Source organism: Streptomyces sp. NPDC029836 (genome assembly GCF_055574495.1).
In genome coordinates this window covers 70,480-91,431 of sequence record NZ_JBVHZI010000014.1, presented here as the reverse complement: position 1 = coordinate 91,431, position 20,952 = coordinate 70,480, and the positions used below count along the sequence as shown (strand labels likewise).

Annotated in this window: 19 protein-coding genes; 5 read left to right on the top strand and 14 right to left on the bottom strand. The window is 73.5% G+C overall.

Annotated features, from left to right (window positions below; genetic code table 11):
• Positions 1–17: 17 nt before the first annotated feature.
• The 5 genes from ACZ4XJ_RS30760 to ACZ4XJ_RS30740 are packed head-to-tail and all read right to left on the bottom strand — an operon-like array spanning position 18 to position 8,378.
• Positions 18–1,430 (bottom strand): DUF6177 family protein, encoded by a 1,413-nt coding sequence (locus tag ACZ4XJ_RS30760; RefSeq protein WP_468498075.1) that lies wholly within the window; start codon positions 1,428–1,430, stop codon positions 18–20.
• Positions 1,427–5,599 carry a type VII secretion protein EccCa gene (eccCa, locus tag ACZ4XJ_RS30755; RefSeq protein ID WP_468498074.1) on the bottom strand — a complete coding sequence of 1,391 codons (4,173 nt, stop codon included), beginning with the start codon at positions 5,597–5,599 and terminating at the stop codon, positions 1,427–1,429. Before eccCa ends, ACZ4XJ_RS30760 begins: the two co-directional genes overlap by 4 nt.
• Positions 5,596–6,819 (bottom strand): hypothetical protein, encoded by a 1,224-nt coding sequence (locus tag ACZ4XJ_RS30750; RefSeq protein WP_468498073.1) that lies wholly within the window; start codon positions 6,817–6,819, stop codon positions 5,596–5,598. Before ACZ4XJ_RS30750 ends, eccCa begins: the two co-directional genes overlap by 4 nt.
• 16 nt (positions 6,820–6,835) lie before the next feature.
• Positions 6,836–8,182: a type VII secretion integral membrane protein EccD gene (eccD, locus tag ACZ4XJ_RS30745; protein WP_468498072.1), complete on the bottom strand. Its 1,347-nt coding sequence runs from the start codon at positions 8,180–8,182 to the stop codon at positions 6,836–6,838.
• 13 nt (positions 8,183–8,195) lie between these two features.
• Entirely contained in the window at positions 8,196–8,378 is a 183-nt protein-coding gene (locus ACZ4XJ_RS30740) for a hypothetical protein (protein ID WP_383992721.1), read from the bottom strand.
• A 236-nt stretch (positions 8,379–8,614) separates the two neighbouring features.
• Here ACZ4XJ_RS30740 and ACZ4XJ_RS30735 point away from each other — a divergent pair, with 236 nt between their 5' ends.
• Positions 8,615–8,920, top strand: a complete 306-nt coding sequence (locus tag ACZ4XJ_RS30735) for a hypothetical protein (RefSeq protein ID WP_468498071.1) — start codon at positions 8,615–8,617, stop codon at positions 8,918–8,920.
• A 68-nt stretch (positions 8,921–8,988) separates the two neighbouring features.
• On the opposite strand, the gene ACZ4XJ_RS30730 is transcribed toward ACZ4XJ_RS30735, so the two are convergent.
• The 9 genes from ACZ4XJ_RS30730 to ACZ4XJ_RS30690 form a co-directional block, all read right to left on the bottom strand.
• Positions 8,989–9,747, bottom strand: coding sequence for a hypothetical protein (locus ACZ4XJ_RS30730; protein WP_468498070.1), 759 nt, complete (start codon positions 9,745–9,747; stop codon positions 8,989–8,991).
• Positions 9,748–9,780: 33 nt separating this feature from the next.
• A complete protein-coding gene (locus ACZ4XJ_RS30725; RefSeq protein ID WP_468498069.1) occupies positions 9,781–10,734 on the bottom strand; it encodes a hypothetical protein in 954 nt (317 codons plus the stop codon).
• A gap of 118 nt (positions 10,735–10,852) precedes the next feature.
• Positions 10,853–11,500, bottom strand: a complete 648-nt coding sequence (locus ACZ4XJ_RS30720) for a hypothetical protein (RefSeq protein WP_468498068.1) — start codon at positions 11,498–11,500, stop codon at positions 10,853–10,855.
• Between the two features lie 9 nt (positions 11,501–11,509).
• The gene (locus tag ACZ4XJ_RS30715) at positions 11,510–13,894 is read right to left on the bottom strand and encodes a hypothetical protein (protein WP_468498067.1); all 2,385 of its coding nucleotides are present in this window, start codon (positions 13,892–13,894) and stop codon (positions 11,510–11,512) included.
• Positions 13,891–14,271 (bottom strand): DUF6507 family protein, encoded by a 381-nt coding sequence (locus ACZ4XJ_RS30710; protein ID WP_362878923.1) that lies wholly within the window; start codon positions 14,269–14,271, stop codon positions 13,891–13,893. Before ACZ4XJ_RS30710 ends, ACZ4XJ_RS30715 begins: the two co-directional genes overlap by 4 nt.
• Positions 14,272–14,332: 61 nt before the next feature.
• Positions 14,333–14,644, bottom strand: a complete 312-nt coding sequence (locus ACZ4XJ_RS30705) for a pore-forming ESAT-6 family protein (RefSeq protein WP_362878921.1) — start codon at positions 14,642–14,644, stop codon at positions 14,333–14,335.
• 20 nt (positions 14,645–14,664) lie between these two features.
• Positions 14,665–14,997 carry a hypothetical protein gene (locus tag ACZ4XJ_RS30700; protein ID WP_362878919.1) on the bottom strand — a complete coding sequence of 111 codons (333 nt, stop codon included), beginning with the start codon at positions 14,995–14,997 and terminating at the stop codon, positions 14,665–14,667.
• A 218-nt stretch (positions 14,998–15,215) separates the two neighbouring features.
• Positions 15,216–16,619 (bottom strand): PH domain-containing protein, encoded by a 1,404-nt coding sequence (locus tag ACZ4XJ_RS30695; RefSeq protein ID WP_468498066.1) that lies wholly within the window; start codon positions 16,617–16,619, stop codon positions 15,216–15,218.
• Positions 16,616–17,107 carry a PH domain-containing protein gene (locus ACZ4XJ_RS30690; protein WP_468498065.1) on the bottom strand — a complete coding sequence of 164 codons (492 nt, stop codon included), beginning with the start codon at positions 17,105–17,107 and terminating at the stop codon, positions 16,616–16,618. Before ACZ4XJ_RS30690 ends, ACZ4XJ_RS30695 begins: the two co-directional genes overlap by 4 nt.
• 31 nt (positions 17,108–17,138) lie before the next feature.
• Between ACZ4XJ_RS30690 and ACZ4XJ_RS30685 the strand changes: the two genes are divergently transcribed.
• From ACZ4XJ_RS30685 to ACZ4XJ_RS30670, 4 genes are all read left to right on the top strand, one after another.
• Complete coding sequence (locus ACZ4XJ_RS30685) at positions 17,139–18,281, top strand: NADH-quinone oxidoreductase subunit D (protein ID WP_388904027.1); 1,143 nt, start codon at positions 17,139–17,141, stop codon at positions 18,279–18,281.
• Between the two features lie 61 nt (positions 18,282–18,342).
• A complete protein-coding gene (locus ACZ4XJ_RS30680) occupies positions 18,343–19,194 on the top strand; it encodes an arylamine N-acetyltransferase family protein (protein ID WP_468498064.1) in 852 nt (283 codons plus the stop codon).
• 84 nt (positions 19,195–19,278) lie between these two features.
• A complete protein-coding gene (locus ACZ4XJ_RS30675; protein ID WP_383992608.1) occupies positions 19,279–19,494 on the top strand; it encodes a hypothetical protein in 216 nt (71 codons plus the stop codon).
• Between the two features lie 174 nt (positions 19,495–19,668).
• Complete coding sequence (locus tag ACZ4XJ_RS30670; RefSeq protein WP_468498063.1) at positions 19,669–20,943, top strand: alpha/beta hydrolase family protein; 1,275 nt, start codon at positions 19,669–19,671, stop codon at positions 20,941–20,943.
• The last annotated feature ends 9 nt before the right edge of the window (positions 20,944–20,952 follow it).

Here is a 20,952-nt window from a genome sequence, read left to right as displayed (position 1 = left end):
CTGCCGGCGCCGACCCGCTACCCGGCGGTGGGGACCGAGGTGCGCAGGTGGGCCAGCAGGATGCCCAGGGTGTCCCAGCCGGTCGGGTCGGTGCCGTCGCCGAGGGGGTAGTGCAGCCCGGGCCGGCGGGCCGGGCCGACCTGCACGGGTTTCAGGGCCAGCGGGGGGCGTCGGGCGAAGGTCAGGCCGGTCTCGGCGACTCCGGCCCCGCCCAGGGTGAACGACAGGGGCAGCGGCGGCGGCGCGACCCGCGGGGCCACGCCGAGGTCCCGGCGGCCCGGGCCGGCCGAGACGAGCATGCTGATCAGTCCGTGCCGGGCCACGAGCTCCTCCGCCAGCGCGGGCAGCGCGGCCGGCGGCGGCTCCTCCGTCGGGCCGTAGCCCAGGGACAGGGTGACGTCCTCCTCCACCCCGCCGGCCGTCCGGGTCACCCGTACGGTCGCCAGCGCGGGCCGCTCCGGCCGGCCGACGACGGTGATCAGCGTCGGCTCGGGAACCCGGGCGCGCGCCAGGTCGGTGAGCAGCCGGGGGGACCAGGGCAGGTTGACCGGCTCGGCGGTGCCCCAGCCGGCGGGCGGTTCCCCGGTCAGGATCCGCCAGGCGGCCTCCAGCGAGCGCCCCAGTGTCAGTTCCCGCTCGGCGGGGTGCTCCGTACGGAACGACACGGTCAGGCGGCGTTCGCCGGATGCGTCGGGCCGGGTGAAGGCTTCGGCGGGGCGGGCCTGCCCGGCTCCGTCGCGGGTCGGGGCGAAGGTGCCGTCCCGCCAGCCGAGGACCGCGCCGGACAGACCGTCGTAGTAGCCGCCGCCGGGGTCCTGCACGACCCACCGGTTGGGGGCGCCGGTCAACGCGCTCCGCAGGGGCAGGCTGAGCCGGCAGTGGGGGGGCGTGACGACGTGCAGGGCCGCGCCGTACGCGGCGGTGGTCCGCAGGACGTCCGACAGCCAGGCCGTCAACGGGACCACGGGCCGGTCCGCGAGGACGACGGCGGTGGACTCGGTGACCACGTCCACGGTGGGCAGCGCGCCGACGGACGCGGGCGCCGCCGAGGCCGCGGAGGCGACCTCCACGCCGCCGACCCGGCCGGCGCCCTCGGGCCAGACGGCGCCGCCGAGCACCTCGGCGAGCCGGCCGGCGACCGCCCCGGCGAGGGCGACCGCCTCGGGGACGGCGGTGGAGGCGCGGGTCTCCGTCCACCAGACGGGCGTCGCGGAGGGCGTCCCGAGGAGGCGTTCGGTCTCCCCGGGGACCTGGACGAGGACCGGGGCCTCCACCGAGACCAGCGGTCGGCCGCCCGCTCCGAGGAGCTGGATGACGGCGCCGTCCCCGGCGGGCGAGACGTCGAGGTCGGCGCCGCCCGCCGCGAGGGCCACCAGCATCGCGGTGGTGTCGGGCATGGCCGGGGTGAGGGCGATGACGTCCTTGGTCACGGTGCTTCCTGGTCGGCGTGGGGAACCCGCTCGGCCGGCGCGGTGGCGGACGGCGCGGGGACGGACGGCGCGGGGACGGACGGCGCGGGGACGGACGGCGCGGGGACGGACGGCGCGGCGGAGGACGGCGCGGGGACGGACGGCCCGGGAGCGCTGGGCCCGGCGGCGGTCGCGGGTGCGCCGCTCAGCGCGGTCTGCACGATCTGGTGGGGTCGGCCGCGCCGGACGAACGTGCCCCGGCCCGGGGGCCGCGCGCTCGCGTACAGCTGCGGGAACAGCTGTCCCTCGGAGCGTTCGCCGCTCATCACCAGCGCGGCGGTGCCCGATTCGCGCAGGGTCGTCATCAGCGGTTCGTACAGGGCCCGGGAGGAGCCGGCGACGCGGCGGGCCAGCACGAAGTGCAGCCCGATGTCCTGGGCGGACGGCAGGTAGGGCACGAACGCCTGGAGGGGTTGCTGCCCCGCGGTGGTCAGGATGTCGTAGTCGTCGACGAGGACGACGATGCGCGGACCCGTGAAACCGGGGCCCGCGCCCGGTTCGGCGTCCGGGTCGAGGCCGTCCTCCGGGAGCCGCTTGTCGAGTTCCTTGGCGATGCCCGCCGACAGCGCGAACGCGATCTTCGCGTTGTGCGCGTACCCGCCCCGGTAGGGCTCGGGCACCACTCCGCGCAGGCCGCGCCGCGGGTCGTAGACGGCGAAGACCAGCTCGTCCTCCCCGTAGCGGGCGATGAGTTGGCGGGCGATCAGGGAGAGCAGGTTCGTCTTGCCGCACTCGTTGTCGCCGAGCACCAGCAGGTGCTGGTCCTGCTCGAAGAGGTCGAGCAGGACCGGCGCGAGGACGTCCTGGTCCACGCCGATGGGGATCCGGTACGGCTCGTCCTGCGGGGACGGCAGCCGCTCGGCGGGCAGCCGCGCGGGCAGGACCCTCACCGGGGAGGCGAGGTCGCCGTGCCAGGTGGCGCGGACGGTGCCCGCGGCCTCCTCCAGGGCGGCGGCCAGGTCGGTGTTCCCGGTCCGGGAGTCGATGCGGGGCAGGGCGACCTGCGCGAACAGCTTGCCGTCCGTGAGGACCCGGCCGGGGGTGTCCGGGGACAGGGTCTCGGACAGCTTGCGGTCGATGGCCGAGTCGGAGGGGTCGCCGAGGCGGAGTTCGACGCGCCCGCCGAACAGGGACTGGTTGGCGATGCGGACGTCGTTCCAGCGGAGCATCCCGGCGACGACGTGGATGCCGTAGCCGCCGCCGCGCTTGAGGAGGTCGGTGACGGCGTCGTCGAGTTCGTCGAACTCCTCGCGCAGGGCCCCGTACCCGTCGACGATCAGCACGATGTCGGTGGAGGTGAGCTCGGGCAGGGCGCCCCGGGAGCGCAGCCGGCGCAGTTGGTCGACGGAGTCGATGGAGTGCGCCCGGAACAACTCCTCACGGGCGGACAGCATGCCGCGCACCTCGGCGACCGTACGGGCGGCCCGTTCGCGGTCGGCGCGCCCGGCGATCCCGCCGACGTGCGGGAGCCCGGCGAGCGCGGCGAGGCCGCCGCCGGCCAGGTCGAGTCCGTAGACGCCGACCTGCTGCGGGGTGTGCGTGAGGGCCAGGGAGAGCGCGAGGGTGCGCAGCAGGGTGGTCTTGCCGGACTGCGGGCCGCCGGTGACGGCGGTGTGGCCGCCGGCCACGGTCAGGTCCAGTTCCCACGGTCCGCGCCACTGCCGGGCGGGGTCGTCGAGGACGCCGAGCGGGACGCGCAGCGGCCGGCGTTCTTCGTCGGCGCCCAGGCGCAGGCCGCCGCCCGTGACGGACAGCGGTCCGGCGGCGGCGTCGAGGGAGATCGCGTCGGGCAGCGGCGGCAGCCAGATGCGCCGCACGGGCGGCGCGGCCGAGGCGAGTTGGTCGACGATGACGGACAGCACGCTGGGGCCGGTCTCCCGGACGGTCGCGGCGGGCTGCTCCTCGCCGTCGGCGGGGGCGGCGCTCGTGTCGCGCAGGGTGTTGAAGGTGGGGTAGGCCAGGGCGAGGGGGCCCCGCTCGTCGCCGCCCCGTTCGGCGGTCGGGCCGCGGTGGCGGCCGGAGACATAGCCGGCCTTGAAACGGGTGTAGGTGGAGGTGTCCACCTTGAGGTAGCCGAAGCCGGGCAGCGGCGGCAGCATGAAGGCGTCCGTGGTGTCCAGGACGGTGCGCGATTCGTCGGCGGAGAAGGTGCGCAGGCCGAGGCGGTACGACAGGTAGGTGTCGAGGCCCTTGAGCTTGCCGCCCTCGATGCGTTGGCTGGACAGCAGCAGGTGCACGCCGATGGACCGGCCGATGCGGCCGATCGACAGGAACAGGTCGATGAAGTCGGGCTTGGCGGTGAGGAGTTCGCCGAACTCGTCGATGACGACGAACAGGTGCGGCAGCGGCTCCAAGGCGGGCTTCTCAGCGCGCAGGACGGCGTAGTGGCCGATGTCGGCGACGTTCCCGGCGGCCTTGAGGACCTGCTGGCGGCGCTTGACCTCGCCGGCGAGGCTGGTGTGGACGCGTTCGACGAGCCCGGCCTGGTTCTCCAGGTTGGTGATGACCCCGGCGACGTGCGGGAGCTCTGCGAAGGGGGCGAAGGTCGCGCCGCCCTTGTAGTCGACGAGGACCATGGCGAGGTCCTCGGGCGAGTGGGTGGCGACCAGCGCGAGGACGAGCGTACGGAGCAACTCGCTCTTGCCGGAGCCGGTGGCGCCGACGCACAGCCCGTGCGGGCCCATGCCGAGCTGCGAGGACTCCTTGAGGTCCAGCAGGACGGGTCCGTGCCGGTCGTCGATGCCGATGGGCACGCGCAGGAAGTCCCGTTCGCCGCGCGGGGCCCACAGGCGCTCCACGTCGAGGGCGGCCGGGTCGCTGATGCCGAGCAGGCCCATGAAGTCGACGGGGCCGGAGACGGGGGTGCCCTCGGCGACGGACTCCGCGGACAGTCGCAGCGGGGCGAGCATCCGGGCGAGGCCCTCGGCGGTGGCGGGGGCGAGCGGGTCGGTGAGGCCCTCGGCGGCGGGGTCGTGCGGGGTGCGCAGGTCGCGGACGGTGACGCGGGAACCTTCGACGGTGATCCGTATCGTCACCTCGTCGGGCTCGTGGACCTGCTCGGCGAGCAGGTGGAGCACGGTGGTGTTCATGTCGGTCAGGCCCACCGCACTGTCCGGGCGGGGCAGTTCGACGGCGTTCTCGCCGTACTCGTCGCTGACGACGAGGAGCCGGCCGGCGAGCCGCAGCGCGCCCCGGTCGGACAGGCCGCGGCGGACCTCGGCGGCGTAGGAGGCCCGGCGGCGCAGGTCCGCCCCGAGGACGTCGGCGAGTCCCGGCAGGCCGGGCGCGATCCGCCGGGCCGGGACGGGACCGTCGAGTTCCTGCGGATCGAGGACGTGGGGCAGCCACTTGACCCAGTCCCAGTCGGCGGCGAGGCGGTCGCCGGGGACGCCGAGGGCGATGGCGACGTCGTCGGGGGCGTGCAGGACGGCGGTGTGCACGAGCAGGGCGCGGGCGACGCGCAGGACGCCTTCGCGGTCGCCGACGATGCTGACGTTCCCGGCCCGGTCGAGGGGGACGGTCAGCGGGAAGTCGCCGGCCCGCTCGAAGCGGGACATCAGCGCGCCGGCCTCGTTCAACATGAACCGGTCGGGCGGGGCCAGTACCCCGCCCGCGCCCGGGGCGAGGCCGAGGTTCTGGACAGCGACGGCTCCGGTGCCCAGGCGCGGCCGCAGGAAGTCGGGGTCGGCGCGGCGCCGCTCCCACAGCCGGGCGGGATCGCGTACGAGGTCGTACAGGGCCTCCGGCGGCGGGTTGAGGCGGCGGGCCTCCTCGCGCAGTCGCCTTTCGCGGGCACCGAGTTCCTCGCGCTGTTCCTCCAGGTACTCCAGGTAGCGCTCGCGCTGGGCGCGCCGGGTGCGTTGGGCCTTGCCGCGCTGGGACCAGAACAGGGCGACGGCGCCCAGCAGGGCGATGACGAGCACGATCGCGCCGATGGCGGCGAACTGGCTGTTGCGGACGACGGTCATCATGACGACCGAGCCCATGACGCCGGCCATCGGCAGCAGCGCGGTGGCCGGGCTGCCGATCTTGCCCTCGGGGAGGTTGGGCGGAGCTTCGACGGTGCGGGGTTCGGCGGGGGCGGGGGGCAGGGTGCCCCGGGCGGGCCGATGGACCAGGTGCTGCGTCACCGGCCGGCCCCGGCCGCCGGGAGCGCGACGGCCCGCTGGAGGACTTCGGCCGCGAGCCGGACGGCGGCCTCCCGGGTGGCGGCGCCGAGGAGTTCGGTGCGGACGGCGCCGCCGGAGGCGAGGTGGCGGTCGTACGGCAGGACGACGACCCCCGCGCCCGTCGCGCGCAGGGCCTCGGCGGCCTTGGCCAGGTCCACGGCCGGGTGCGGGGACTGCGCGGTGAGGACGACGACGGTGCGCGGCAGGACGGGCACCGGCAGGGAGCCGAGCCAGTCGAGGACGGCGTGGGTGGAGACGATGCCCTCGGTGGTGGCGGGGGTGGTCAGGACGCGGGCGTGCGCGGTGTCCAGGGCGGTACGGGCCACTTCGCCGGGCAGGGTCTCGCAGTCGACGACGGTGACGCCGAAGTAGCGGCGCAGCGCGACCATGACGGTCCGGTAGGTGGCGACGTCGACCTGCGCCCCGATGCGGCCCTGGCTGCCGGGCAGCAGCCAGCCGCCGTCGGCGAGCGGCACGAGGTAGCCGGTGACGTCGGTGAGTTGCATGGACGGGCGGACGATCTGCGCGAGGTCGCCGCAGGTCCAGCGCAGGGACCGGACACCGAGCCGGACGGGGAGGGTACCGAGGGCGGCGTCGGCCTCCAGGGTCAGCACCGGGTCGTGGCGGAAGTGGTTGTAGGTGCGGCTGAGCAGGGCGGTGACGGTGGTCTTGCCGGACCCGCCGCGGATGCTCGTGACGACGATGTGGCGGCCGGTGGTGACGGGCTGCTGCACCCGGGTCGCCAGTTCCGTCTCGGCGGCCACGGCCCGGGCCACGGAGGAACCCAGCGCGCCGCGCAGGATCCGCAGGGTGCGCCGCACCAACGGGTCACCGTGCCGGGGCCGGCCCGCGGCGGGCTCGGAACCGGCGACGGGCACGGTCTCGGGCGCTGCGCGGGGCGCGGGGCGGGGCGCGGCCGGACGGGGGGCGGGGGCGGGGGCGGGGGCCGACGGGTGCGCCTGCCGCGTCGGCCGGGGCCGCTGCGGTACGGGGGCGGCCTCGGGGGCCGGCACGGGGGCCGCCACGGGAGTCCCGGTCAGCTCGCCCAGGACCCCGGCCTGCCAGTCGTCGCGCCGGTCCGTGCCTGAGGTGCCCGCCGTGCCCGGCGTACCTGAGGTGCCCGCCGTGCCCGCCGTGCCTGATGTGCCCGTCGTGCCTGATGTGCCTGCTGTGTCTGCCATGTCTGTGAAGCAACCCCTACGCGAAGGTGCCGAGCAGCCGCCCGTACACGCCGAACACCCCGATGAGCAGCGGGAACAGCACGATGACGCCGACGGACTCGGCGGTGTCCCCGATTCGCCGCAGCCTGACCCGTACGTGCTCGGGCGGCTGCACGGCCAGGACCCCGAGCGCGATCAGGGCGAAGCCCAGCAGCGTGGCCAGGGGTCCGGCGGCGCCGGCCCGCCCGGCCCACACCAGCAGCGCGGCCACGGCAACGGCGGCCCCGGCCAGGAGCAGCGCCACGACCTCCGCGACGAGCGGGAACGCCCGCGCTCGCAGCCAGAGCACGGCGGCGACGGCCACGGCCAGCGACACCGTCCACACGTCGGGGTCCCGCAGCGCGAGCACCCCGGCCGCGGCCGCCGAGGCGGCGGTGGCGAGGGTGGCCAGCACCAGGCCCCGGTGGGTGGCGCCGAGGGCCGTGGCGACCTTGTACCGGCTGACGGAGACGCCGAGGGCCCGCTGGTCGTCGAGCCCGGTCAGTCCGGCCGCGCCCAGCGCGAGGCGCGGCAACAACCCGAGCAGCACCACCGAAGCCACGGCGAGCACCGCCCCGGTACGGGCCGCGTCGCCCTGGAACACGGCCACCGCCTCCCACAGCACGGTCAGGCCGGCGACGGCCACCGCCCCGACGAACCCGCCCCGCCCGAGCGAGGTGAACCACCCCAGCAGCGCGAGCCCCACGGCGAGGGCGCCCGCCACGGCGGCGAGCCGGCCCATGCCGCCCCAGTGCTGGGCGTCGCCCATGGTCCACGCCCCGAGCACACCGGTCGCACCGGCCGTGGCGAGCAGCGCCGCGGCGAGCCCGGACTGTTTCAACCGGCCCGACAGCGCCCCGACCACCGCGCACGCCCCGGCGGCCGCGAGCAGCGCCCCGGCCACCGCGCCCGGCGCGAACTCCCGCCGCGCGAACCAGCCGGCGAGCAGCACCCACCCGACGAGCGCGGCTCCGGCGGTGACCCGCCGCGCCGACGCCCGCCAGCGCCAGGACCGAACGTCGAGATCCGCGGCCGCCTCGTCGGTGACGTCGTGCACCACGGGCGCGGACGGCGAGTCCTGCACCCGCACGAGCCGCAGCACGGCCCCGTCGGTGACGCCCGCGTCGGCGAGGGAGGTGTCGTGTTCGAGCACCGACCCGTCGCCGGTCACCAGGTGGCGCAGCATCGGCTGCGCCGCCACCCGGTCGTCCAACAGTCGTATGACATCGGGCAGGAGCCGCCCGACGGGTTCCTGGGAGGGCAGTACGAGATCCATCCGCCGCCGCTCACCGACCAGGGTGACCCGACTCAATGCCGTACCGCTCGTCGTCCCCGTACTCACCACGTATTCGAACCTATCACCGAGTGCTGACCTGTCCCGGGGTACCGGTCTTGCCCATCAGCCGGTGCGAGACGAACGACCAACCGACGCAGCCGGCGCACAGCACGGCCGCGATGACCAACCCGGCGACCGCCTTGCCGATCCGCTCGTCGGCCATCCGCCGCCCGCGCTGGGCCCCGAACAACACGGCGTCCCGCATCCGCCGGCGCCGCACCGCGACCGACTCCAGCAACTGACTGTCGTAGTCCTGTGCCGCCACGACGCTCCCCCTCCCTGTCGGCCCCCGACGCTAGTACGCCGCCGCTCCCCCGCGAAACCCGCCCGGAGCCCGACCTTCCACCCCGAGGACACCCGAACACCCGTACGGGACTCCTCGTCCCGCGATTAGGCTTCCGCCCCAGCGACCCCAACCCGCCCCGACCTGACGGACCGCATGTGATCGACCCCGACGCCCTCGACCGGCACTTCAAGAACTTCGTGTACGCCCACCTCGACCTGGAGCGGGGCTACGACACCGACTGGGACATGCGCGGCACCCTGCACTCCTTCTCCCCGGCGTACGCGGAATCCGTCCGCCGCGGCTTCGACGACTTCCTTCGCGAGGGCCGCGGCGTCGACGCGTACGAGCGCCTGACCAACATCGAGATCCCGGACGCGGAAACCCTGCACGCCTACCTCCGCGCCCTGTACGCCTACCTCTTCACCGGCACCGGCGACCGGGCCCCGATGCCGCCCGGCTGACGGACCCGACCCCGACCGGCCCGTCCGGCAGGGCCTTCCGGAACCACGCGCCCACGGCTCGGAGGTGATCACGGCATGGGCTGCGCCGCCGCGTGCTCCTGCCCGATGAGCCGGGCGGCCTCCAGCTCATCGACCGTGACGAGCCCGGCGCCCCGCACCGCCTCGTCCGAGGCGGGAATCAGATCCGTCGGCTCCCACCGGAGAGCGCGCCCGAGGGACTGGTCCGTCCGCACGTCCCGCAGTACGCACCGCCGCAGCAGCGGCCTCCGGCCATCCGCCGAGGTGTAGTACGTGACCCGTCCGTCCCCGTCGAGCGCGTCGAGGACGATGTCGCTCAGGTCGGTCACGGGCGGATTGCCCGCGCAGGCCTCCAGCGGGCCGGGGCGGATCAGCACACCCGTCAGGTCGATGAAGCCGGCATCGTCCCGGGCGAACTCGCCGCCCCGCTCCCAGAACAGGAGCAACGGCTCGTAGAGGTCGGGAAGGCCGGCGAAGGCCTCCGGCCTCCGCCCCCGGAGTTCCGCCAGCCGCACCGCCCCCGAACAGGTACTGCGCACTTCACCGTCGACCGGACGGCGCAAGAATTCCGGGAGCTCCCCCGCCACTGCCGGGGAGAGCCGGAAGCCGGGACCCACGTACGGGGTGACGTCGGAGAGCAACCAGCTGCCCTCGCCGCCGTGGGCCCGGGACCACACCGCCGCCCGCCTCAGGTATTCACGGAACAGCACGCGACGCGACTTGACGTGGCCGAACGCGAAGTCCCACTCGCCCGCCCACTCCACCGCCCGCAGACGATCCAGTACGACGCGAGCCGCTCGGTCGGTCACTCGAACTCCTCTCCCTTCACGGCCTGGGCGCTCCTACTCGAGCGCCAACAGCGCCAGTGCCTCGAACGCGTCCGTTTCGGCCGCCGAACTCGCCACGGGCCGCCCGGCCACGGGATCGCCGGGAAGCCGTCCGAGTTCGACGAGCGCGGCAGCGGGAGACAGTCCCCGGTCGTACGCCGCCTGCAGCCGGTCCAGCCAGACCAGCCCGGCCCGGTAGGCGTCCAGGTCCGCCGCCTCACGCGGCTCGAAGCTCGCGGCCGCCTCCGCGTCCGACGCCCACAAGAACCCGAGCACCTCACGTGCTCCCGCAACCGGGACGTACCTCACGGGCCCGGACGCCTGCCGCCCGTACCCCGCCCTGCACTCCGGAGTCTTCTGGAAGACGCGGTTGCGGTAGGGGATCTCGAAGCTTCCCCACACGTCGGACGCGGAACCGTCGTCCTCGTAGTGGTTCTCGATGCCCGATTCCGTCGGAAAGCCGAACCAGGTGGCGTCCTCGGGGTCGATCTCCACATCCAGTTCCGCGGCGATCTCCGCCAGGGCCGAAGCCAAGCGGGGCCTGTTTACCGCGCACACGGCCTCCTGCGCCCGTCCCCGCAGGTCGAACGGCATCCAGGCGTCGGAGAAGGCCGTCAAGCCCACGTTGAAGTACCCCTCGGACACCGCCGCGGTGAGCTCGAAGAGCCCCTCCACCGCCTCGGCGTCGCCGGTTCCCGTCTCCACGATGCCGTCACACGCGGCGTACAGGTTCACGCTGCCCACCTCACCGGGCGCGAGGCGATCCGCGATCTGCTTCATCAACGCCTCGGCGACCGGCGGCCCCGGCTCGGAAACCGCGGTGCGGAAGGGGAGATCGGCGCGGAGGAGGATGCTCCGGCAGCCCATCTCGGGGACCTCCACCGCCACCACCCCGCCGTGCGGGGTGCCGAGGCGGTGCCGGTTCAGCACGCTGAGCGCGACCAGGAACCTGCGGACCGCCTCGCGCACCGGATCGATCTCCCGGCCCGGCTCTCCCCACGACCATCGCGCGACGGGTGTGCCGGCGATCAGGAAAACCCTCGCTTCCGCATGCGGATCACCCCCGCGAACGATCCTGTCGTTCCCGTCACATGAGGTCGGTCAGGTCGGGACCGCGTCCGTCGAGGATCTCGGCGGCCGCGAGCCCGTACGCCTCCGACCGGCCGAAGTACGTCGGTTCACCCGGCTCGCCCTCGACTCCCAACGTCTCGTCCAGTTCCCTCAGCGCCGCAGCGAGACGCGGCGCATTGTGCGCGTGGACGGCCGCTTGGGGGGTTCCGCGAAAATCACACGTGGCCCACACGTCGTGGTGCACCGACAGTTCGGCCGACGGGCCGATCGAGTCCGGCGACACGAGGAGCTCGACCAGTCGGTCCTCCTTGTGCTCCGTTCCCTCGGCATCGAGCCAGACACCGGATCCCAGGACGGTGAACGCCGTCATCTCCGCCCCGGGGTGCGCCACCGGCCGGCAGCCGCGCATCTCGTCGGCCAGCTTCTCGTCGTGGAGGGAACGCCCGACGAGGCTCAGCTCACTGTGGATCCCGAGCCCGCCCTTTCCCACCTCGAACCAGCTCCATCGCAGCGCGACCGCGTCCAGGAGCAGCTTGTGGGAGGCGAGGACGGCAGACATCCGCGCGGCCGTCCGGAGTGCGGAATCCAGTCCCGGCTCCGCCACCTCATCGAGATCCCAGAACCACGAGCCGCTCTCCCTCGGCGCGCGCATCAGAATCGACATGAAAGTTCCTCAGGGGTTGATGGCGTTGGTCGGATAGATGGTGATCGAACCGTCGTTGAAGCGTAGCTCGAAGGAGGCATTGGTACGGTCCGCCGCCCGCTGCACGGTGGCCAGGTCCCTTTCCGTCAGCGCACCCTTCACATCGTGAACGTCGAGAATGGCCGCCTTCACGTCCACGCCACCACCCGCCAACTGCTTTTCCGCGATTCCCTTCACCGCCGATTTGATGCCCTTGACGCTCTGGACGTCCTTGAGCTGGGCCCCGTACTCGATCCGCCCATCGGGGGTCCTGGTCAGCACATCGAGGTCGAGCCCCCGCTCGGGGATCTTCAACTCGAATGCGATGTGATCGATGTTCTTGGACTGGAGTTCCGCCGCGTGTTCCAACGCCTGGTGCACCGCGGGCATCATTCCGGGCTGCTTGACCTGGAATATCAGTTCCTTGTAGTTGGGAATGTCGGCGAACTTCCCACTGGCGATGTGGTCGGCGACGGCCGCGCCGTACTCCGACTTCCGCAACTGCGTGAGCATGCGGGCCTGGTCCCCCGGCGGCACCTTCGACTTGCTGAGGGCCTCGGTGACGTCCGCCTCCCGCTCGGCGGGCATCTTGCCGCTGGGCTGCTGAGTGAGCTTGTCGCCTTCCAGGCGGACCGGCGGCTGTTCGGGGCTGCCGCCTCCCGGAGTCTCATGACCCCCGCCACCACCCGGACCATTGCCGTGATCGCCTCCGCCGGGGCCGTCGTGGCCGCCACCCGTTGCGGGGCCGTCGTGGCCACCGCCGGACGGGGTGTCCGAGTGCCCGCCGCCCGTGGACGGGCCGTCGCCGTGGCCGGCGCCGCCCGTCGGGGTGGTGTCCGTGTGGCCGCCCGTCGGGGTGGTGGGGTCGGTGTGGCTGTTGTGGGCCGTGTTGTCCGCGACGCCGCCCGGCGTGTGGCTCGTCATGCCGCCCGGGGTGTGCGTCGCCGCTCCACCGGGGGTGTGGCTCGTGACTCCGCCCGGGGTGTGGGCGCCCACGCCGACCGGGACCTCCTGGCGGACCGGGACCTCCGACAAGGGGTGGTCGGGGCCCTTCGGGACCGAGGTGAGGTCCTGCTTCGGGACGCCCTTGTGGTCCAGGAGCTGGTGGGTGGTCCTGTCGTAGTACTGCGGGCGACCCAGCGGGTCGTCGAGGAGGCGGACCGTGTCGTCCGGGTGCGGAAAAGTGACGCCCCCGGGAGCCTCGGCCTTCGGGAGGTCCTTCCAGACCACGTCGTCGATCTTCGGGAAGGCCCCGTCCACCTTGCCGAAGTTCGCGAACAGATCGCCGACCTTCAGCTTCGCCAACGAGCCGGCCTTGCCGATGTACGTGATCGGGTCGATCAGTCGGCCGGCCTTGCCCGCCGCGGAGATCACCTTGGCGACGCTGCCCGTCTTCGCCACCGCGCCCGCGCCACCGGTGAACACCGTCGTCAGCACGTTGAACGTCACCGCACCCGCCGCCCGGGCCGGGTTCTTGCCCCACTCGTCCCACGCGACCAGCGCCTTGCCGGTCTCCTTCATCGCGGTCCGCGAATCCTTGAGCCACCCCGGCATGTCCTTGTCATCGGCCATCCAGAACGCGACGTTCGCCCCCGGGATCGCCGTGATCACCAGACCCGTGGCGAGCTTCGCCAGGCCCGTCCAGGCCTGGCCCATCGCATCCAGGCCACCGAAGCCGACGAGCGTGCCGAGGCCCTTGATCGTGCCCCACACACCGTCGACGATCAGCCCGTCCCACACGAACGACTTGACCCAGTACCCGATCTCCCACGCCCGGTGGGTCTCCTCCAACTGCGAACCCCACGGCAGGTCCTGCGCGTTGTTGAGGTCCTCACCCTTGTACCCGTACATGTTCGCGCCGTGACTGCCGTCATCGGTCGTCAACGGCGGCGCACAGTACAACCCACGGATCTTGTTCGCACAGGTCCGCTCCGCCGCCCAGAACGCCGACACCGCCGCGTTGACGTCGTGGATCAGATCGTTGTTCTCATCGATCTTGTCCCCGTCGTCCTTCCAGTGCTCGTCCCCGGCGATCTTCCCCGTGAAGGTCGTCGCCTTCGCCTGGAGCTCCTTCAACCGCGCCACGATCGGCCGCGCCTCGGTGACGTACTCGCCCAACGCCTTCGCCGCCGACTCCAACTGATCGGCGAAGAAATCACTGTCCGTCTTCACCGGCTTCGTCGTCGCGAACAACTGCGCCGCCTCCGGCGCCGTGTAGAACGCCGACAACCCCTGGAACGCGGAATCCACGTTCGACCCGGCATCACGGAACGTCCCCGCCGCCGAATCCAACTTCGCCCGGTCCGACTCCAACGCCGCCAGATCACCCGTGAACTGCGGGATCGTGCACGGATTGATCGGTACGTGATCCGTCACTTCTGACCCGCCCCCGGCAGGTCGATCTTCGGCTCCTTCAGCGCCTCGCGCTGGGCGTTGGCCGCCTGCTCCAGGTTGCCCTGGACGTACGCCGTCGTCGCCGCGATCGCCCCGTTGACGGAGGCCGACGTACGGGCTCCGATGTACTTGAGGCGCTGGTCGTGGGCGTCCATGAGGCCGCCCAGCGCGGCGGCGATCACACCGAGGCCGCCGCCCTCACCGGCCGTGGACCCGCCGCCCGAGATGGTTCCCGCGTGCTTCGCCGCGTCCGGCAACGCCGTCTGCAGCGACTTGCCGGCCGTCTGGAAGCCGCCGGCGGCCGTGACCGTCCTGTTCACGACCCCTTGTACGCCGGACGGTTTGATGTCCCAGTCCATGGCCTACCCCCGTTTCCCCGAATTCCGTGCGTCCCGCGTACCCGCGTCCCGCGCCGAGCGGCTAGCCGATCCCGTCCACGGCCGCCTTGGCCTTCTGCAGCGTCGCCTGCGCCGTCGCGTCGTTCTGCTCCAGCGTGGTGCGCACGAGGCGGATGATGTTGCGCACCTCGTTCGCCGCCTTGTTCCAGCGGGCTTCCTTGCCGTGGTACTCGTCCGAGACGCCGTCGGCCGTGAACTCGGCCATCGCCGCCTTCACCGCCGTCTCGCGGTCGCCGAGCACCCGCTCCAGTTGACCGATGATCCCGGCCAGCCCGCCCTGCACCTCCACGGAGGCACCGGTGTCGTACGAGGTGCGGTCCTGGTTCTGTCCCATGTCGTCGAGTCTCCCGGGGCTCAGCGCGCGCCGAAGCGGGCGGCGTCGAAGTTCGCGGTGCCCATGTTCTGGTGGGCGTTGTCCCCCTGCTCGGTGGCGCCCGTGGTGAACGAGGTGTCCATGCCGGCCTGACCGCCGAGGATCGCGCGCAGCGAGGCGTTCAGCTCGGTCGTGATCGCGTCCGACCGCTGCTTGAACGAATCGAACGCGACCCGGCCCGCCCCGTTGAACTTGCCCTCCAGCGGGTCCGCCGCGGCCACCAGCAGCTTGATCAGCGTGCCGAGGTCCTCGCTGGATCCTCCCGTGGCCTTGCCCAGGTCGGACAGCGTGGTGCCACCCATGTCGAACTTCATCCACCCACCCCTGACGTGTCGTTCCGTCACTTGCGTAGATCCCTGTCTACCGAAGGGACGTTGCGAACACAAACACGGTTTCATCCGGCCGGAACCTCTGGCCGAAAATGCCTCCCGGCCGATTCGCGTCGGCTGAACACCCCGTGTGCGTACGGCTACGCGTACACGGGCGCGTACGGCCACCGGTACCGCCACGCGCCCGTCCGACCGACCGACCGTCAGGTCATCCAGCGGTCCGGGCGGGCCGCCGCGCGGGAGGTGCGGGAGCGGACGGCCTGGGCGTCGAGGAGGGCGGAGGCCTCCGCCGAGGCGCGCAGGCGGGCGGTGACGGTCTCGTTCGCGCCGGTGTCCACGTGCAGGTCAGCGACCCCGCGGGCGCGGGACCAGGGGCCCTGGGAACGGCGTACGCTCTGCACCTTCGCATGCGGAACGATCTCCGTACGTCGGCACAGGCGCCCGCGCCGGGCCGCGAAAAGCTCCGCCGACACGGCCAGCCCGTACCCCTTCCACCACACCGGCACCACCCACCGCGAGCCCGTGCTCGGGGAGGGGGTGAAGACGAGGGCCCCCAGGTCCGCGCCCGGCAGCACCCGGGCGATCACGGCGTGGGCGGCCTCACGGGTGGCCACCGGGACCAGGATCCCGTTCTTGGAGCCCGCCACGGCCAGCTCCACCCGGACCCAGCCGCGCCGGCGCCACAGCAACGGTTCGATGACCCGTACGGTCTGCACGCGCCCCGGCGGGACCGTCTCGTGGGCCCGGTCCAGCAGTCCGTGGTCGAGGCGCAGCCCGTCGGGGGACTCGGCGACGGTCCAGTCGTACTCGGTGAACAGCCGGCCGAGGCTGCCGGTCCAGACCGCGCCGACCATCGGGACCAGGGTGGCCACCGTCACCCAGAAGCTCCCGCTGAACCACCACACGAGCGCCGGACCGACGAGCCCGCCGACGACCGCGGCCCACACGCCGAGACTGAGCAGCATGGACACCACGAGCTGCGCCACGGGTACGCGCAGCAGCTCCCGTTCGGGGGCCTGACCGACGGAGACGGCTTCGGCGGGGGCGAACCCGGCGGCCCGGGCGAGCAGTTCGGCGCGCAGCGCGACGGCGTCCGGCTCGGCGAGGAAGGCCAGCTCGTCCTTGGCGTCGGTGCCGATGACGTCGAGCCGCAGCTTCGCGACGCCGGCGACGCGGGCCAGCAGCGGGCGCGTGACGTCGATCGCCTGGATCCGGTCGAGCCGGATGTGGGCGGTGCGGCGGAAGACGAGGCCGGTGCGGATGCGCAGCTCGGTGTCGGTGACGGCGTAGTGGGTGAACCACCAGCTGAGGAACCCGTACACGCCGAAGACGAGGAGCAGACCGACCAGGGACAGCACGCGCAGCCCCTGGGACAGGTCGGTCACCCATTCCCGGGCCTGTTCGCCCTGCTGCGCGATGACGCCGATGGTCGCGGCGATCGGCACCCAGGCGCGGCGCAGCGGGGTCAGGAAGTGCAACCGCCGCTCGACGACGCCGGCGCCGCCCGGGCCGGTCGCGCCCACCTCCCCCGCCGCCGCCCCGGTCCTTCCGGCCCCCGCCGTCCCTCCGGTCCCCGCCGTCCCCGGCTCGTCCGTCGGCGTGCTCACAGACCCGCCGACCTTGCCTCGCCGAGTTCCGTCAGCCGGTCCCGCAGCCGCTCGGCCTCGGCCGGCACCAGCCCCGGGATCTTGGCGTCCGTCGCCGCGGCGGCCGTGTGCAGCTGGACGGAGGACAGGCCGAAGCGGCGCTCCAGCGGCCCCGAGGTCACCTCGACGAGCTGCATCCGCCCGTACGGGACCACGGTCTGCTCCCGCCACAGCACGCCCCGGCTGATCAGCAGGTCGTCCGCCCGCTCGGCGTACCGCCAGGACCGCCAGTTCCGCCCGAGCATCACCCAGCCCCAGGCGAGCATTGCGAGCCAGGTCACCCCGAGCAGGGCCCACCCGGGTCCGACGAGCAGGCCCAGCGGCACGCTCGTGGCCACCGTGAGGAGCAGCGTCCAGATCACCAGCAGCAGCCGCCGCATGGAGAGGAGCCCGCCCGGCAGCCCCACCCATTCGGGCGGGGCCGTCTCACCCTGCGTCCCGGTTTCCATGCCCCCAGCGTAGGGCTGAGACAATGCCGCCATGACGGAGACCACGGTCGGCATCGGCGGAGCGGCGGAGAGCACCGACATGGTGCTCAACATCGGACCGCAGCACCCCTCCACGCACGGTGTGCTGCGCCTGCGGCTCGTCCTGGACGGCGAGCGGATCGTCAGCGCCGAACCGGTGGTCGGGTACATGCACCGCGGCGCCGAGAAGCTCTTCGAGGCCCGCGACTACCGCCAGATCGTCATGCTCGCGAACCGCCACGACTGGCTGTCCGCGTTCTCCAACGAGCTGGGCGTGGTCATGGCCGTCGAGCGGATGCTCGGCATGGAGGTCCCCGAGCGCGCGGTGTGGATGCGTACGCTCCTCGCCGAGCTGAACCGGGTCCTGAACCACCTGATGTTCCTCGGGTCGTACCCCCTCGAACTCGGCGGGATCACCCCGATCTTCCACGCGTTCCGGGAGCGCGAGGAACTCCAGGCGGTGATGGAGGAGATCTCCGGCGGGCGCATGCACTACATGTTCAACCGCGTCGGCGGCCTCAAGGAGGACCTCCCCGCCGGCTGGCTCGGTCGGGCCCGCGCGGCCATCGCCGACGTCCGGACCCGGATGGACGTCTACGACAAGCTCGTCCACGGCAACGAGATCTTCCGCGGCCGCACCCGCGGCGTCGGCGTCCTGTCGGCCGAGTCGGTGCACGCGTACGGGGTGTCCGGGCCGATCGCCCGCGCCTCCGGCGTCGACTTCGACCTGCGCCGCGACGAGCCGTACCTGGCGTACGGGGACCTCCAGGACGTCCTGAAGGTGGTCACCCGCACCGAGGGCGACTGCCTGGCCCGCTTCGAGGTGCTGCTCGACCAGACGCACAACGCCCTGGACCTGGCGGTGGCCTGCCTGGACCGGATGGCCGAGCTGGCGCCGGGGCCGATCAACCAGCGGCTGCCCAAGGTGCTGAAGGCGCCCGAGGGCGCGACGTACGCGTGGACCGAGAACCCGCTCGGCATCAACGGCTACTACCTGGTCTCCAAGGGCGAGAAGACCCCGTACCGGTTGAAGCTGCGCAGCGCGTCCTTCAACAACATCCAGGCGCTGGCCGTGCTGCTGCCGGGGCAGCTCGTCGCGGACATGGTGTCGATCCTCGGTTCGCTGTTCTTCGTCGTCGGCGACATCGACAAGTGATCGGCGCGTGATCGTCCGACGAACAGCGTGCCGGGGCGCGTCCGCGTCCTATCGTGCGGCCATGACCTCTGGCATACGCGCCGGCTACCTGCGGCGACTCGGCATCACCGACCCCGGTACCCCTTCCGCGGCAGGGCTGTTCGCCCTGCAACGCGCCCACCTGGAGCGCGTTCCGTACGAGAACCTCGACATCCAGCTCGGCCGGCCGCCCGGCATCGACCCCGAGCTGTCGGCCCGCCGCATCGCGGCCGGACGCGGCGGCTACTGCCTCCACCTCAACGGCGCCTTCGCGCTGCTCCTGGAGACCCTCGGGTACGAGGTGACCCGCCACGTCGGGGGCGTCATGCACCGGACCGAGGCCCATCGGCGCGACGTCAGCGGCGACCACCTGGCGCTGACCGTACGGGTGGACGGGCAGGAGTACCTCGTCGAGACCGGCCTCGGCGACGGGCCGTACGAGCCGCTGCCGCTGCGCGCCGGCGCGCACGAGCGGGGCGGCACCACCTACCGCCTGGAGGAGTCCGCGCCGGACGCGGAGCCGGGCTGGACGTACCTCAACGACGGCTCCTCCGCCCCGGTGATGAACTTCCTGCGGGCCCCGGCCACGACGGCCGACTTCGAGGCGGAGCACGTCCGCCTGTCGACGTCGCAGGACTCCGGTTTCGTCCGGACCTGCGCGCTGCTGCGGCGCGACGAGCACGGCGTCGACGCGCTGCGCGGCCGGGTCCTGAGCCGCGTCGAGCCGGGCAAGCCGGTGTCGGAGCGGGAACTGACCACGTCCGAGGAGTACTTCGACGTGGTCGCCTCGGTCTTCGGCCGCGCGCTGGACGACGTCACCCCGTCGGACCGCGCCGTCCTGTGGACCCGCGTCACCCTGTCCCACGAAGCCCGGTCGGCGAGCCGCCGAGGCTGAGGCCCGCAGCGGACGGCTCACCGCCCCGGGAGGGCGGGTCCGGTCGGCGGTTCCGGTGTCGGCGGGGCAGGGCAGACTGGGGGCATGTCCCACTCCCCCCGGCGGGCCTGCCCCGCCTGCGGCCGCGACTGCGCCGTGACGGCCGGCCGGATCGCCCGCCACGACCCTCCCGCCGGCCGGGCCCGGGCCGGCCTGGTGTCCTGCCCCGGTTCCCGCGCCCGTGTGGTGCTCGGCGCGTCGGCGCCGACCCTGGACGGGCTGGTCCTGGGCCCCCACCCGGGCCAACTGCCGCTGTTCTGAGGCGCGCCGGGTCGCCCCCGGCGACCGGACCCGCGCCCGAGCCCGTGGCCGCCCCGCACGCCGCCGCCCGTCCCGCCGCCGCGGCCCCCACCCCCGGTGGGGGGCTTTCCCCCGGCTCCGCAGGGGTGGTGACGGGATGTCACCGACCCGCGCCCCGCGCCTAGCGTTCGGGACATGACAACGACGCACACGGGACCCCGGACCCGCAAGCAGTGGCTCAGGCGCGGCGCGGCGGCCGCGGTGCTCGCCGCCGTGCTCGGCGGCCTCGCCGCCCCGGCCGCCCTCGCCGCCCCCACCGGGGCCGAGCGCGGCACCGCCGGCGCCGAGCGGGCCGCCGCGCGCGGCACCCTGATCTCCGTCGTCCCGCTCGGCGGCCTCGACCGCGAGCAGGTCACCGCCGAACTCACCGGCTCCGGGATGGACGCCGGCCCCGTCCGGCACGGCGTCGACGCCTACCGGCTCACCTACGCCACCGTCGACCCCCGGGGCCGCGCCACGACCGCCACCGGGCTCCTCGTCCTGCCGCGCGGCGGCCCGCACCGCCTCGACCTGGTCGCCGACCACCACGGAACCGTTCCCACCCGCGACCAGGCCCCGTCCGGCGCCACCGGCTACAACCGGCTCATCCCGTACCTGCACGCCTCCGCGGGCCGCGCCGTCGCCGCCCCGGACTACCTGGGTCTGGGCGGCGGCCCCGGCAGCCACCCGTACATGGACACCCGCTCGTCCGTCACGGCGTCCCTCGACATGCTGAAGGCCTCCCGCACGGCCGCGGACCGGCTGGGCCGTCCCGTCACCCGGGACGTGTACGCCACCGGCTTCTCCCAGGGCGGCCAGGTGGCCATGGCGCTGGGCCGCGAACTCTCCCGCGGCCGCGACGGCTTCCGGCTGCGCGCCCTCGCCCCGATCGCGGGTCCGCACGACCTGCTGGGCGCCGAGATGCCCGGCATCGCGGACGGCAGCGTCGCCCCGGCCACCGCCGTCTTCTACCTCTCCTACTTCCTCACCGCGCAGAACCGGCTCCACCCGCTCTACGAGGACCCCTCCGAGGTCTTCCGGGCCCCCTGGGCGCGGACCGTGGAGGACCTGTTCGACGGGAACCACCGGCCGGAGGAGATCGCGGCGGCGTTGCCCGCGACCCCGCAGGAGCTGCTCACCCCGGAGTGGGCCGAGAACGTCCGCGACCCGCGCGGGGCCCTGCGTGCGGTCCTCGACGCCAACGACGGCTTCTGCGACTGGAAGCCGGCCGTACCCGTACGCCTCTACGCGGGCTCCGCCGACACCGACGTGCCGATCGCCAACGCCCGTTCCTGCGCCCGGGACCTGGCCCGCCACGGGGTCCGCGCGAAGCTCGTCGACCAGGGCGCCGACGCCGACCACACCGTCACGGCGATCCGCTCGGCCCCGCAGACCGTCCGCTGGTTCGACTCGCTCCGCGGTACGAACTGAGCGGTGCGC